At 71.5% G+C, this 13,834-nt stretch carries 13 protein-coding genes; 5 read left to right on the top strand and 8 right to left on the bottom strand.

The window, feature by feature from the left end:
- Nucleotide 1: 1 nt before the first annotated feature.
- Nucleotides 2-448 (bottom strand): BlaI/MecI/CopY family transcriptional regulator, encoded by a 447-nt coding sequence (locus ACFV9W_RS29980; protein WP_385766955.1) that lies wholly within the window; start codon nucleotides 446-448, stop codon nucleotides 2-4.
- A 275-nt stretch (nucleotides 449-723) separates the two neighbouring features.
- On the opposite strand from ACFV9W_RS29980, the gene ACFV9W_RS29975 reads away from it, so the two are divergent.
- On the top strand, nucleotides 724-2,076 hold the full coding sequence (locus tag ACFV9W_RS29975; RefSeq protein ID WP_385766953.1) for a hemolysin family protein: 1,353 nt from the start codon (nucleotides 724-726) through the stop codon (nucleotides 2,074-2,076).
- Entirely contained in the window at nucleotides 2,073-3,095 is a 1,023-nt protein-coding gene (locus ACFV9W_RS29970) for a hemolysin family protein (protein WP_385766950.1), read from the top strand. The genes ACFV9W_RS29975 and ACFV9W_RS29970 overlap by 4 nt, the downstream gene beginning before the upstream one ends.
- Before the next feature lie 9 nt (nucleotides 3,096-3,104).
- On the opposite strand, the gene ACFV9W_RS29965 is transcribed toward ACFV9W_RS29970, so the two are convergent.
- Nucleotides 3,105-4,685 carry a carboxylesterase/lipase family protein gene (locus tag ACFV9W_RS29965; RefSeq protein ID WP_385766948.1) on the bottom strand — a complete coding sequence of 527 codons (1,581 nt, stop codon included), beginning with the start codon at nucleotides 4,683-4,685 and terminating at the stop codon, nucleotides 3,105-3,107.
- Between the two features lie 192 nt (nucleotides 4,686-4,877).
- On the opposite strand from ACFV9W_RS29965, the gene ACFV9W_RS29960 reads away from it, so the two are divergent.
- Together ACFV9W_RS29960 and ACFV9W_RS29955 are read left to right on the top strand one after the other, a co-directional pair.
- Complete coding sequence (locus tag ACFV9W_RS29960) at nucleotides 4,878-5,141, top strand: GlsB/YeaQ/YmgE family stress response membrane protein (protein ID WP_385766945.1); 264 nt, start codon at nucleotides 4,878-4,880, stop codon at nucleotides 5,139-5,141.
- A 107-nt stretch (nucleotides 5,142-5,248) separates the two neighbouring features.
- Nucleotides 5,249-6,076, top strand: coding sequence for a PaaX family transcriptional regulator C-terminal domain-containing protein (locus ACFV9W_RS29955; RefSeq protein ID WP_385766943.1), 828 nt, complete (start codon nucleotides 5,249-5,251; stop codon nucleotides 6,074-6,076).
- On the opposite strand, the gene ACFV9W_RS29950 is transcribed toward ACFV9W_RS29955, so the two are convergent.
- From ACFV9W_RS29950 to boxC, 4 genes are read right to left on the bottom strand one after another with little or no spacing between them, the layout of a single operon-like run.
- Nucleotides 6,060-6,917, bottom strand: a complete 858-nt coding sequence (locus tag ACFV9W_RS29950) for an amidohydrolase family protein (protein ID WP_385766940.1) — start codon at nucleotides 6,915-6,917, stop codon at nucleotides 6,060-6,062. The genes ACFV9W_RS29955 and ACFV9W_RS29950 overlap by 17 nt on opposite strands.
- Nucleotides 6,917-8,491 (bottom strand): benzoate-CoA ligase family protein, encoded by a 1,575-nt coding sequence (locus tag ACFV9W_RS29945; RefSeq protein ID WP_385766938.1) that lies wholly within the window; start codon nucleotides 8,489-8,491, stop codon nucleotides 6,917-6,919. Before ACFV9W_RS29945 ends, ACFV9W_RS29950 begins: the two co-directional genes overlap by 1 nt.
- A gap of 51 nt (nucleotides 8,492-8,542) precedes the next feature.
- A complete protein-coding gene (gene boxB / locus ACFV9W_RS29940) occupies nucleotides 8,543-9,961 on the bottom strand; it encodes a benzoyl-CoA 2,3-epoxidase subunit BoxB (RefSeq protein ID WP_385766935.1) in 1,419 nt (472 codons plus the stop codon).
- A 2-nt stretch (nucleotides 9,962-9,963) separates the two neighbouring features.
- The gene (gene boxC, locus ACFV9W_RS29935) at nucleotides 9,964-11,625 is read right to left on the bottom strand and encodes a 2,3-epoxybenzoyl-CoA dihydrolase (protein WP_385766932.1); all 1,662 of its coding nucleotides are present in this window, start codon (nucleotides 11,623-11,625) and stop codon (nucleotides 9,964-9,966) included.
- Between the two features lie 133 nt (nucleotides 11,626-11,758).
- Between boxC and ACFV9W_RS29930 the strand changes: the two genes are divergently transcribed.
- Complete coding sequence (locus ACFV9W_RS29930; protein WP_385766929.1) at nucleotides 11,759-13,132, top strand: NAD-dependent succinate-semialdehyde dehydrogenase; 1,374 nt, start codon at nucleotides 11,759-11,761, stop codon at nucleotides 13,130-13,132.
- 31 nt (nucleotides 13,133-13,163) lie between these two features.
- Here ACFV9W_RS29930 and ACFV9W_RS29925 read toward each other — a convergent pair whose 3' ends face one another.
- Together ACFV9W_RS29925 and ACFV9W_RS29920 are read right to left on the bottom strand one after the other, a co-directional pair.
- Nucleotides 13,164-13,547 carry a VOC family protein gene (locus ACFV9W_RS29925; protein WP_385766927.1) on the bottom strand — a complete coding sequence of 128 codons (384 nt, stop codon included), beginning with the start codon at nucleotides 13,545-13,547 and terminating at the stop codon, nucleotides 13,164-13,166.
- A 71-nt stretch (nucleotides 13,548-13,618) separates the two neighbouring features.
- Nucleotides 13,619-13,753: a hypothetical protein gene (locus ACFV9W_RS29920; RefSeq protein WP_385766923.1), complete on the bottom strand. Its 135-nt coding sequence runs from the start codon at nucleotides 13,751-13,753 to the stop codon at nucleotides 13,619-13,621.
- Nucleotides 13,754-13,834 lie beyond the last annotated feature (81 nt).

Genomic DNA, 13,834 nt, shown 5'->3' with positions numbered 1-13,834 from the left:
CTCAGTCCGTGCCTTCCTCGTCGCCGGCCGACGCGCCCTCGACCGCCGCGCCCTCGGCCGTCGCACCCTCGTCCGCCTCCGCGCGCCGCAGCAGGTCCCGCAGCAGTTGCTCGTCGCCCTCGGGCAGCGAGGTGACGAAGCTGGCGAGGACGGCCTCCCGGTCCGCCTCGCCGTCCAGCACCTTGCGCATCTTGAACGCCGCGAGCCCGGCCTCGTCGGCCACGGGAGTCCACACGAACGAGCGCCCCTCGCGCCGCCGGGTGACCGCGTCCTTGGCCTGCAGCCGGGCCAGGATCGTCACCACGGTGGTGTACGCGAGGTCGCCGTCCATCCGGTCGCGCACCCACCCGGCGCTCACCGGGGTCTCGGCCGTGCGCAGCGCGGCCAGGACCTGGGCCTCCAGCTCGCCCTGGGCGCGTCGTGGGGTGCTGTGGCGGGACGTCGTCACCGGCTCCTCCTGGTGGCTGGGTGTGCGGTGCGCTCCATCATCCCTGCTCGCCCCCGCGGCCCCGACGGGGAGGTGCGGTGGCGCCGCGTACGGGCCCGAAGGAAAGTGGTCGGGAACGACGGCGCCGGGCCGGACGTTGTCGTGATTAAGCAAAGAGAAAGTAAAATGCGAAGGAGTAGCCGGTTGTCCGCCAGACCGACGGACCCAGCGGGGCACAGTCCCCGACCACCCCGCCCCTTGATCGGTGAGCACGGCACGCGGCGAGGTGGTGGCACATGCTGAGTGCCGTGCTCGGCCTCCTCGCGGTCCTTGTGCTGACCGCCGGAACCGGCTACTTCGTGGCCCAGGAATTCGCGTACGTCGCGGCGGACCGGCTCGCGCTGGCCCGCGACGCCGAGGCGGGCGACAAGCGGGCCGCCAAGGCCCTCAAGGTCCTCGAGCGGCTGTCCTTCATGCTCTCCGGCGCCCAGCTCGGCATCACGGTCACCGGCCTTGTCGTCGGCTTCCTCGCCGAACCGTCCGTGTCGACCCTGCTGCGCCCGGCCCTGGACGGCATCGGCATCCCGGACGCCGCGGTGACCTGGATCTCGGTGGCCCTGGCGTTCGTCGTGGCCACGGTCGTCCAGATGGTCCTCGGCGAGCTGGCCCCGAAGAACCTCGCGCTCGCCGTCCCGGAGCGCCTGGCCAAGTCCCTCGCCGGGTCCACGCTCGGCTACCTGAAGGTCGTCGGCCCCGTCGTGCACCTCTTCGACAGCGCGGCGAACAAGCTGCTGCGCAAGGTCGGCATCGAGCCCGTGGAGGAACTGCACCACGGCGCCACCCTGGAGGAGCTGAGCCATCTCATCGGCGAGTCCCACCAGCAGGGCGAGCTGCCCCGCGAGACCGCGACCCTTCTCGACCACGCCCTGGAGTTCAACGAGCGGACTCTGGACCAGGTGATGGTGCCGCGCGCCGACGCGGTCTTCGTCCGCAAGGAGGCCACGGCCGCCGACGCGATCGAGCTGATCGCCAAGCACGGCCACTCGAACTACCCGGTCATGGGCGACCACCCCGACGACGTCACGGGCGTCCTCGGCGTGCGCGAACTGATGCGGCTCCAGCAGTCCGCGTACGCGGACACCCTCGCCGGGACCCTGGCCCGCCGCCCGCTCCTGCTGCCCGACACGCTCCAGCTCCCCGCCGCCGTCGACCGGATGCGGGAGGCCGACGACGAGTTCGCGGTCGTCCTCGACGAGCACGGCGGCGTCGCCGGCGTCGTCACGTACGAGGACATCGCCGAGGAACTGGTCGGTGACATCGCGGACGAGACCGACCGCGAGACACAGCTGGCGGTCCGGGACCAGGACGGCACCGGCTGGGTGATCGACGCGGGCCGCCGCATCGACGAGATCGCCGAGGCCACGGGTGTCGCACTGCCCGAGGAGGAGGGCTACGACACCGTGGCAGGACTGATCGTGGACCGCCTCGGCCGCTTCCCCGCGATCGGCGACCGGATCACGGTCGACCTGGCAGACGACGGCGAGCACGCGGTCATCGACGTCCGCACCCTCGACCGGCACGTACCGGAACTCGTCCACCTGACCCGCGAAACCGCCACCGCCGACACCGAGGAGGAGCCGCGCTCATGAGCTTCCCCATGGCCCTCTTCATCACGCTCCTCCTCCTGATCGGCAGCGGATTCTTCGTGGCCGCCGAGTTCGCCCTCGTCGCCGCCAAGCGGCACCGCATGGAGCAGGCCGTCGCGTCCGGCGCCCGCGGCGCCAAGGCGGCGCTCGCCGGGATGCGCGAGCTGTCGCTGATGCTCGCGGGCGCCCAGCTCGGCATCACCATCTGCACGCTGGGCCTCGGCTCGATCTCCAAGCCCGCGATCTCGCACGAGCTCGATCCGCTGCTGCACAGCTGGGGCCTGCCCAGCGGGCTCAGCTACGGCGTCTCCTTCGCCTTCGCGATGATCGTCGTGGTGTTCCTGCACATGGTCGTCGGCGAGATGGCGCCCAAGTCCTGGGCGATCGCCCACCCCGAGCGCTCGGCGATGCTCCTGGCTCCGCCGTTCCGCGGAGTGGTCAAGGTGGTCCGCCCGCTGATCTGGGTCCTCAACAAGGTCAGCAACGCACTGGTGCGGATGTGCCGGGTCACCCCGCGCGACGAACTCGCCGAGGTCCACAACCGGGAGCAGCTCACGCACCTCGTCGTGGAGTCCGAACGGCTCGGCCTGATCAGCAAGGACGACTCGGAGCTGATCACCAGCTCGCTGGTCGAACCCCTCACCCCCGTCGGCGACCTCCAGACGCCCGCCGCGCGGATCACGTCCGTACCGGCAGAAGCCGATCTCGACGCGATCCTCGCCACGGCGGCGGAGCGCGACCGCAGCCGCCTCCTCGTGCGGGCGGGGGACCGGATCGTCGGCTCCGTGCACGCCCGCGACGCGCTCATCGCCCGCAGCCGGGGGCGCGCCACCACCGCGGGCGAACTGGCGCGCCCGGTGCCGGAGCTGCTGGCCACCGACACGGTCGGCCAGGCCATCGAACAGCTCCGCCACCGCCGCGCCTCGCTCGCCGTGGTCCGCGACGACACCGGCCGGCTGACCGGCCTGGTCGCCCTCGACGACCTGCTGGCCCGCCTCACCGACCCGCAGGCGGCGGACTGAGCGGCCCTGTCAGCCGAGTGACTTCCAGAAGGCGTCGTGGTGCTCCTTCGCGAAGTCGACGGGCCGGATGCCACCCGGCCCCGATGCGAGGCCCTGGGCGTTGAGCACCGACGGCGTCGTGGGCTTCCACGGCGCCCGGCCGGTGCGGGCGAAGTCCGTCCAGATGTCGATCATCGTGGCGGACAGCGCCCGCTGACGCGCGTCCAGCGGCCGGTGGGCGGAGAGCTCGAAAAGGTAAGGGAGGTCGAAGGTGTGCATGGCGCCGGCGGGGAACGACGGCTCGGTGTAGGCCGGGTCGCTGTACCAGGGTGTGGGTTCGTCGGCGAACTCGTAGGTGTACGTGGGGACATGACGGGACAGGGCCTGCCCTGTGGCGACCGTGGCCAGGCCGTGGTCGCCGTCGGTGAGCGCCGCGCCGAGGGCGAGCGCGGGGGAGCCGCCGTGGGCGGAGACGGGATACTCGGCCGCGACCGCCCGAGCCCTGTCCTCGCCATAGGTGTCTTCGAGGTGGCTGCGGTAGTCGTTCGCGTCGAGGGTGGCGTCCGGGTCTCCGGTGCGCTGTCGCTTGGCCAGCTCCATGCCGTAGACGGCGCCGAGGTTCTCGTCGCGGGTGATCCCCTGCAGGACGGGCACTTTGTTGAAGCTGCCCTTGGCGAACGCCTGTTGAGGTGTGCGGGGCAGCAGCCTGCCGCCGTACACGGGGCCGTAGTGCGGCCCGGTGCCGAAGGGGTGCACCAGCTGTGCGGGGGAGGCGGTGCGCCAGTCGTCTATGTGCTGCGTCCGCTCGATGTCCTTCGCCGTCGCTTCGCCCTGCCGCAGCGCGTCGGACCGTTTCGTCGTCGCGTCGTCCCTTGTGCACGCGCCGCTCTGCAGGATCGCCCGGTCGAAGAGCCCGGCCGAGCCGGGGGCGACGAGGTGGGCGCAGGTGCTGGTGGCTCCGGCGGACTGGCCGAAGAGGGTGACGTTGTCGGGGTCGCCGCCGAACGCGGCGGCATTGCGCTGCACCCACCGCAGGGCGGCCTGCTGGTCGAGGAACCCGTAGTTCCCCGACTCGCCGACCCGCCTTTCCAGTTCGGGGTGGGCGAGGTAACCCAGCGCTCCGAGCCGGTAGTTGACGGTCACGACGACGACCCCGCCCCGGGCGGCGAGCCGCGCGGCGCCGTTCATCGCGCCCTCGCCGTCGGTGTGGTCGCCGCCGTGCAGATAGACCATCACGGGCCGAGGTCGCGGTGAAGTCCCCTTGGGAGTCGTCACGTTGACGGACAGGCAGTCCTCCGCGTCCGAACGCGGCCCCACGGGCGGCACGAGACCGGTCTGTGGGCAGGCGGGGCCCGGCCGGGTGGCGTCCCGGACACCGTGCCACCGGGAGGCGGGCGCGGTCGGCGCCCATCTGCGCTCGCCCACGGGCGGGGCGGCGTACGGGATCCCCTCGAAGGTGCGCACGGAGGCGTCGGCCGCGCCCCGCACGAGCCCCTTGTCGGTCCGCACGGTGGTGCCGGTGGCGGCGGCGGTGCTCGCTGTCGCCGTGGCCACCATGGCTCCGGAGGCGAGAGCGACGGCGATGGCTGCGTGTGCAGTCCGCTTCAACATGCCGCCGAAGCTACGGAGTTGTGATCGTCGCGGGGAGCCGGGCAGCCACCGTTCCCGTAGTGGGGCTGGCACCACCCCGCCGCTCAACCGTCGTCGGCGGGACTGCGTCCCCCATGCCGGGGAACACGTAAATCGACATTCGACAGCTGTGTCGAAACGTCGAAATGTCGGATCGAGGAGAGGCAGACAGGCATGGAGATCTCCGGCATCTTCACCGCGATACTCATAGGCATCGTGATCGGCGTACTCGGCCGACTGGCGATTCCCGGCCGGCAGCGCATCGGCATCCTGTGGACGCTCCTGGTCGGCATCGTCGCGGCGCTCATCGGAACGGCCCTCGCCGGCGCTGTCGACGTCGCCGAGACCGAGGGCGTCGACTGGGTCGAACTCGCCATCCAGATCGGCCTCGCCGCCATCGGCGTGGCGGGCGTGGAACGGATCAAGGGGCGGCGCTGAGGGACCAGTCGGCCCACGGTTCAAGCTCTACGAAAGCTGGACGCTCCGCCGCAGATCCGTAGCGGAACTCGGCTACGCTGGGGCAACGCCCAGCCAAGGAGCCCCGATTGTCCAGGCCGACCGGATCGGGGAGCGCACGCTCCCTCCTGCTCACCGTGCTCGGTGAGTACGTGCTGCCGCGGGACCGACCCGTGTGGACCTCGGCGCTGTTGCGCGTCCTCGACGGACTCGGCGTCGAGGAGAAGGCGGCCCGCCAGGCGCTCAACCGGCTCTCGGCGAGCGGCCTCGTCACCGCCGAGCGGTCCGGGCGGCGGGTGCGCTGGGCGCTGACCGAGCACGGCAGGACACTGCTGAGCGAGGGCGCCGAGCGCATCTACTCCTTCGGGCGGGCGCGGGCGAGCTGGGACGGGCGCTGGCTGGTGCTGCTCGTCAGCGTCCCGGAGTCCCGGCGCGAACTGCGCCACCGGCTGCGTGCCCGGCTGACCTGGGTGGGCCTCGGCAGCCCCGCGCCCGGCCTGTGGGTCGGCCCGCACACCTCCCGCGAGGCGGAGGCCAAGCAGGTGGTGGAGGACCTGGGCCTGGGGCCCGAGGTGTCCTCGTTCTGCGGCCCCTTCGCGGGCATCGGCTCCGAGCGGGACATGGTGGAACAGGCCTGGCGACTCGGCGACCTGGCCACCGAGTACGCGGAATTCGTCCACTCCTTCGCCGGAATGCGCGTCGCGTCCGGGGCGGACACCCTGCTCGCACAGGTCCGCCTCGTCGACGCATGGCGCCGCTTCCCGGCCCTCGACCCGCAGCTGCCCCTCGAGCTGCTGCCCCCGCACTGGATCGGGGTGCGCGCGGCGAACCTCTTCACCGAGCTGCACGAGCGGTGGCACGGCGCCGCGCAGGAGGAGTGGGACCGGCTGATCGCCCCGCTCACACCTCCGGCTTGAGCCGGTACACCTGCGCCGCGTTCCCCGCCAGGACCAGCCCCGCGGTCGCCTCGTCGGGGCACAGGGCCGCCACCGCTCGGGCGTTCCTCGCGATGCCCGGGACGCCAGGCCAGTCGGTGCCGAAGATCATGCGGCGGGTGAGGCGCGCCCAGTCGTGTTTGCCGTAGTACGTGCGAAGGCGGGACGGCGGCAGGCCCGAGAGCTCGATCCACACCCGCTCGTTGGACAGCGCCATGAAGGCCGCCGCGTCGTACCACCAGCCGCGCCCGCCGTGCGCGAGGGCCACGTCCAGGCGCCGGAAGTCGCGCAGCACGTCGTCCAGGAACAGCGGGTCCGCGTACTTGTTGAGGGCGCCGGGGAACGTGCTCGTACCGCAGTGCACGACGAGCGGGACGCCGGCCGACTGGCACAGCTCGTACGCCGGATAGAGCCGCCGGTCGTTGGCGGCGACGCCCGCGTGCACGGGGTGCAGCTTGCAGGCGACCGCGCCCAGATCGAGCTGGCGCCGCAGCTCCTCCTCGATCGGGTAGTGCAGATGCGGGTTGATGTTGGCGATCGGCTTGGCCCGCGACGGGTCGTAGGACGTGATCGGCAGCAGGTCCTCGATCGGCTGGATGCCGGTCGTCCGCGGGCTGTACTCCGACAGCAGCAGCGCGATGTCGACGCCCTCGGAGACGAGGTGGCGGTGGAACGCCTCGGGGTCCACCGTGTCGCCGTCGTAGACGCGGTCCAGGAGATCGTGGTCGGCGACGCCCTGGGTCCACTCCTCGTACGTGGGTTTCAGCGTGGACAGCCGTGCCGGGTGGAGGTGGACGTCGATCAGCGGGTGGCCGTCCAGCATCAGGTCTCCTCGTGCTGCTCTCGGGAAGCGGTGACGTCGCCGGCCACGCGGGCCCTCAGCTCCACGCGGCGGATCTTGCCGGTGGCGGTCGTCGGCAGCGCCTCGGTGATCAGCACGTGCCGGGGCCGCTTGAACGAGGGAAGACCGGTGCGGCAGTACGCGATCAGCTCCGCCGCGGTGGGCTCCTGTCCCGGCGTGGCGACGACGTACGCGACCGGTTTCTCCAGGCCGTCCGTGTCCGTCGCCGCGACGACCGCGGCCTGCGCGACGGCGGGGTGCTCCAGCAGGCGCGCCTCGACCTCGGCGGGGGACACCCAGATGCCACCGGCCTTGAGCATGTCGCCGGTGCGGCCGAGGCAGGTGAAGTACCCGTCCTCGTCGCGTACGTAGGTGTCTCCGGTGCGCAGCCACTCGCCGCGGAACACCTGGCGGGACGCGTCGTAGCGGGACCAGTAGCCGGTGGCGACGGAGCGGCCGCGGACGTGCAGGGTGCCCGGTGTGCCGGCCGGTGTCTCGCGGTCCTCCTCGTCGAGGACGCGCAGCTCGTAGCCGGGCACCGGGCGGCCGGTCGTGCCGGGGCGGATCGCTCCTGGCGCGTTCGACAGGAAGATGTGCAGCGTCTCGGTCATGCCGATGCCGTCGATGATGTCGACGCCGAAACGCTCGCTCCAGCGCCGCTGCAACGCGGCGGGCAGTGGCTCGCCCGCGGAGGCCGCGAGCCTGACACCCGCGAGCGCGTCGCCGGGCAGGCCGGCGCGGAGCATGTTGGCGAAGAACGTCGGCCCGGCGAAGAACAGCGTCGCGCCGAACTCGCGGGCCCGAGCGGCCAGCAACTCCGGTCGGGACGGCTCCGGTTCGAGCACGGCCGTCGCCCCCACCGCCAGCGGGAACAGCAGCGAGTTGCCGAGCCCGTACGCGAAGAACGCCTTGGCCGCCGACAGACACCGGTCGCCCGGCCGGATGCCGAGGACCCGGGCCGCGTACGTCTCGCAGACCTCGGCGACCGCGCCGTGCCGGTGCATCGCGGCCTTGGGGGAGCCGGTGGTGCCGGAGGTGTACAGCCAGAAGCCGGGGGAGTCGGCGGTGGTGGTGTACGTGTCGGTGGCCGGGTCCGCCTCGGCCAACTCCCGCAGCCGGTGCATCGGGAGGGCGCCGGTGAACGTGACATCGTCCCCCGCGAGCAGCCCCCGCAGCTCCGGCGCGTCCGGCACCGCCTTGTCCGCCACCGCCGCGTACGAGGAGCTGACGGCCAGGTACGCCGCCCGCGCGTCCCGCAGCAGCTCGGCGAGGTCGCCCGCGTGCAGCATGGTCGACACCGGCACCGGGATCGCACCGATCCGCAGCGCGGCGAGGAAGACGGTGACGAAGTCGGGGGAGTCGGCCATGAACAGCATCACGCGCTGCTCGGGCCGCAGGCCGGCCGCGCGCAGGCCGTTCGCCGTGCGGCACACCCGGTCGTGCAGTTCGGCGTAGGTGACCTCGCCCGCGGGGCCGCTCAGCGCGAGACGGTCGCCGTCCCCGTGGTCGAGCCGGCGGTCGAGCAGATAGCGGCACGCGTTGAAGGGTTCGCTCATCGTCGGGCTCCCGCTCATCATCGGCTCCCCGGTCGTCGGCTCCGGACGTCGTCAGGTGAGGTGCACGTACTCGTAGTCGAACGGCTTGCCGTTGATGCCCTGGCGCGGCGGGGCGATCCAGGAGGCGATCCGGCCGGGCTCGTGCACGGGCCGCATCAGCGAGCGGATGTACGTCTTGTCGACCTCGGCCGGCAGCCAGGCACTCCTGGCGTCCACCCAGTCGTCGGCGGTGAGGACCGTGCCGTCGGGCGCCGTCTCGACCGCGGCGAACGCGCCGACCTTGCGGTTGAACGCGATGTGCGGCAGATACAGCCGCCGGTCGATCCCGGCCTCCTCAAGGAGGCGGTTCCAGCGGTTCAGGCCGCTGTGGCAGTCGCGGATGTACTCGCGGCGCAGATCGGTGTTGAGGCCCACGAGCGCCGCGACCTCCCGCTGCCCGATGGCGCCCTCGACCAGCGCGTCGACCAGGAACGAGTCGTCGGTCAGGGTGTGGTCGTCCTTGCGGCGCTCCTCGCCCCAGCGGCCCTTGAGGCCCGAGGTGTAGTAGTTGGCGACGTTCGTCGAGGTCTCCGAGCCGAACAGGTCGAGGGAAACGGAGTAGTGGAAGTTGATGTACTTCTGGATGACGTCCAGCGGGATGCCGCCGGAGGCCGTCACGTCGTCGGTGTCGTGCTCGCGCATCAGCTCGGCCGTGCGCAGCACCACCCGGTCGATGCCGGTGGTGCCGACGAACATGTGATGCGCCTCTTCCTTCAGCATGAACTCGCACGTGCGTGACAGCGGGTCGAAGGCCGACTCCTTGAGCGTGCCCAGCTGGTACTTGCCGTCGCGGTCGGTGAAGTACGTGAACATGAAGAAGGACAGCCAGTCTGGTGTCTCCTCGTTGAACGCGCCCAGGATGCGCGGGGATTCCTCGCTGCCGGAGTTGCGGTGCAGCAGTTCCTCGGCCTCCTCGCGGCCCCCCCGGCCGAAGTAGGCGTGCAGCAGATACACCATCGCCCACAGGTGCCGACCCTCCTCCACGTTCACCTGGAAGAGATTGCGCAGGTCGTAGAGGCTGGGCGCGGTGGCGCCGAGATTGCGCTGCTGCTCGACGCTGGCGGGTTCGGTGTCGCCCTGGATGACGATGAGGCGTTGCAGATCGGCCCGGTACTCGCCGGGCACCTGCTGCCAGGCGGGCTCGCCGCGGTGTGCGCCGAAGGCGATCCGGCGGTCGGGTTTCGGCTCGGCGAGGAACACACCCCAGCGGTAGTCGCGCATGGCCACGTGCCCGAACTGCGCCCAGCCGTCCCGGCCGACGTCGACGGCCGTGCGCAGATATACGTCGTCGGTGGGCAGGGTGGGGCCCATGGAGTCCCACCAGGTGAGGAAGTTGGGCTGCCAGGACTCCAGGGCCCGCTGGAGGCGGCGGTCCTCGTGCAGGTCCACATTGTTGGGGATCTTGTCGGTGTAGTCGGCGGTGAGCGCCATCGTCACACCCGCTTCCGGTCGAATTCGGCGCGCTGTCCAGTGCCGTACCTGCGCAGGGCCCCTACGGGGCCCGCGGCGTTGGGACGGTTGAAGATCCAGTTCTGCCAGGCGGTGAGGCGGCCGAAGATCTTGGTTTCGAGTGTCTCGGGGCCCGCGAAGCGCAGGTTCGCCTCAAGTCCGGTGAGGGCGTCCGGGCTGAACCCGGCACGCTCCTCCAGCGAGATCCGCACTTCCTCGTCCCAGTCGATGTCGTCGGGGGCGAAGGTGACCAGGCCGAGCCGCTCGGCCTCCTCGGCGTCGAGCGGCCGGCCCTCGGCGGCCCGCGCGTGCGCCAGGGACTCCTCGTCGCCGAGGAACCGGGTCTCCAGGCGGCTCAGCCCGTTGCTCATGGGGAGCGGGCCGAGGTTCATCGGGCCGACGACGAGCGCGGCCGGTTCGGCGTCCGGGGCGATCTCCTCGAAGACACCGGCCAGTTGGAAGGAGCGGTCGGCCGCGAGCACGGTCTCCAGGAGTGTTCCGGCGAAGCAACTCCCGGGCTCGATCAGGGCGATGAGGCTGCGGCTGCTCAGATCCAGGCGCTTCAGCGTGCGCTTGAGGTAGAGCGTGATCTCGCGGGCGAGCCAGTCGTCGCGGTGGGCGAGCAGCAGCGCGTCGTGGTCGAGGACGCGGGAGGCGTCGCCCCGGCTGCGGACGACCCAGGTGCCCAACTCCGGTTCGTTCGTGCGCAGATCGAGCACGAGGTCGTCGAGCTCGCGGGCCAGGGCGAGCGGCCAGCTCGCGTCGCCCTGCCGGTGCAGGGCGGCGAGGTCGGCCGGCGCGTCCTCGGGCGGGCCTTCGAGTGTGATCTCCACGGTGCGGCGGGCACGGTCGAGGGTCGCGTGCACGTGCCGGTACGCGATCCGGTCCTCGGTCCGGGTCTTGTCCAGCGGGGTGAGGCGGATGCCCTGCGGGGCGCCTGCCGGGCGGTCGGAGCGGGCGGTGGCCTCGGCCGCGCGGGCGGCGACGGTGTGCTCCCACTCCCTGCGCGGCACGGTCTCGTCGACCAGGCGCCACTGCGCGGCCCGTTTGCCGCCCACGCCCTCCGGCTTCGTCGCGAAGAAGTCGGCCCGGTCGCGGCGCACATGGCGCTTGTCGACGAGTCGGGTCAGGCCGCCGGTGCCCGGCAGGACGCCGAGCAGCGGCAGCTCGGGCAGGGACACCGTCGATGAGCGGTCGTCGACGAGCAGGATCCGCTCGCAGGCCAGCGCCAGCTCGTAACCGCCGCCGGACGCCGTGCCGTTGAGGGCGGCGAGGTAGGTCTGTCCTGAGTGCGCGGAGGCGTCCTCGATGGCGCCGCGGGTCTCGTTGGTGAACTTGCAGAAGTTCACCTTCCAGGCGTGGTCCGACGCCGCCAGCATCCGGATGTTCGCCCCGGCGCAGAACACCTTCTCCTTGCCGCTCGTCACCACCACGGCACGCACCTCGGGGTGCTCGAAGCGCAGCCGCTGCACGGCGTCGTAGAGCTCGATGTCGACGCCGAGGTCGTAGGAGTTGAGCTTGAGTTCGTAGCCGGGCACGAGGCCGGCCTGTTCCGCCACGTCCATGGTGAGCGTGGCGACGGCCTCGTCGATCTTCAGCGACCAGTGGCGGTAGTGCGTCGGGGCGGTCCGGAACTCGACGCGCATGGCGGTCCCCTTGTCCTCGGATGACTCAACACTCCACGTTCGACTGGAGGAGCGTCAATATCCCGTAGTACGTTTCCTGAGGGGTGGGCAGGGTCTGGACGCGCGGCGGGAGGCAAAAGGTATGGTCGCGGCCATGACGGCCTACAAAACGGTGAACCCCGCGACCGGCGAGACCCTCGAGGAATTCCCCGAGGCGACCGCGAAGCAGATCGAGGCGGCGCTGGCGGACTCCCACGCGGCGTACCAGAGTTGGCGCACCTCGCCCGTCGAGACCCGCTCCGCGGTGCTGCGGCGCGTCGGCGAGATCTACCAGGAGCGCAAGGACGAGCTCGCCCGCATCATCAGCCTGGAGATGGGCAAGCCGCTCGCCCAGGCCAAGGGCGAGGTCGACATCGTCACCAGCATCTACGAGTACTACGCCACCCAGGGCCCCGGCTTCCTCGCCGACGAGGAGCTCTCGGTCAGCGGCGGCGGCACCGCCACCGTGCGCACCGCCCCGCTGGGCTCGCTGCTCGGGATCATGCCGTGGAACTACCCGTACTACCAGGTGGCCCGGTTCGCCGCGCCGAACCTGATGCTCGGCAACACCATCCTGCTCAAGCACGCCCCCAGCTGCCCGCAGGCGGCCCTCGCGATGGAGCAGATCTTCGTGGACGCCGGCCTGCCGGCGGGCGCGTACATCAACGTCTTCGCCACCAACGACCAGGTCGCCGACATCATCGCCGACCCGCGGAACCAGGGTGTGTCGCTGACCGGCAGCGAGCGGGCCGGTTCGGCCGTCGCCGAGATCGCGGGCCGCAACCTCAAGAAGTGCGTCCTGGAGCTGGGCGGCTCCGACGCGTTCATCCTCCTGGACACCGAGGACGTCGCGAAGACGGCCCGCAAGGCGGCCGGCGGCCGGCTCGGCAACGCGGGGCAGGCCTGCAACTCGCCGAAGCGCTTCCTCGTCCAGGAGGGCCTCTACGAGGACTTCGTGCGCGAGCTGACCGCGAGCGTCGCACGGGTGGAGGCGGGCGACCCGCTGGAGCCGGACACCAAGTTCGGCCCGCTGTCCTCGCGCGCCGCCGCCGACCAGCTGCTGGAGCAGATCAAGGACGCCGTCGACAAGGGCGCCACGCTGCACACCGGTGGCGCCCGCGGCGAGGGCCCGGGCGCGTACGTGCAGCCGACCGTGCTGACCGGCATCACGCCCGAGATGCGTGCCTACACCGAGGAGCTGTTCGGCCCGGTCGCCGTCGTCTACCCGGTGGCCGACGAGGACGCCGCCGTCGAGCTGGCCAACAGCTCGCCGTACGGGCTCGGCGGCGCCGTGTGGAGCGGCGACGTCGAGCGCGCCAAGCGGGTCGCCGACCAGCTCGACACCGGCATGGTGTGGATCAACGGCTTCGCGGGCACCCAGGCCGACCTGCCCTTCGGCGGCGTCAAGCGCTCCGGCATCGGCCGCGAGCTGGGCAAGTACGGCATGGCGGAGTTCGCGAACAAGAAGCTGATCCGCGTCCAGGGCTGATCACGCGGTGGCCGGCCCGCCCCTGCGTGTGTCAGGGGCGGGCGTACGGCCGGGTCATGATCTCCATGTTGTGGCCGTCCGGGTCGTCGAAGTAGGCGCCCCGGCCACCGAACAGGTCGTTGACCCGGCCGGGCTCGGTGTGTGACGGGTCGGCGTAGTACGTCACGCCGACCCTCTCCAGGCGGTCGATCATCGCGTCGAACTCCTCGTCGGGCACGAGGAACGCGTAGTGCTGTGCCTGGATCGGCTCGTCCCGCTTCTCGTAGAAGTCGAGCGTCACGCCGTTGCCGAGATCGACGGGCAGGAACGGCCCGAACGGGGCGCCCACCTTCAGGCCGAGGATGGCGGCGAGGAACTCGGCGGACAGGTGCCGGTCGCTCGCATAGACGGCGGTGTGGTTCAGCTGCACCTGCATTCGTGTATGGCCCAAGGCCGACCCGGTCGTCACGTCGGGGACCCTAATGGCGGTCACCGGCAGCGGCAACGCTATTTCCTGCGCCGGAAGAACAGCCACACCCGTGCGGCCATCAGGCCGAGGATCACCACGGCCGCCGTGATCTGCAGCCAGCGCGGGACCGCGTCCAGCTCCGGCAGGTATACGGCCAGTGTCAGCACCGGCACCAGGCCTCCTCGCTCCGCGGCACATCGGCCCCCACGCCGCGAATGTACCAAGCCACCCCGCCCGACATGCTCCCGTCCCGC

It is taken from the genome of Streptomyces sp. NPDC059897, from assembly GCF_042730865.1.
In the GTDB taxonomy this organism is placed as follows: domain Bacteria; phylum Actinomycetota; class Actinomycetes; order Streptomycetales; family Streptomycetaceae; genus Streptomyces.
Note: the sequence above shows the minus strand (reverse complement) of the source record. Positions and strands in the feature narration are given on the sequence as shown.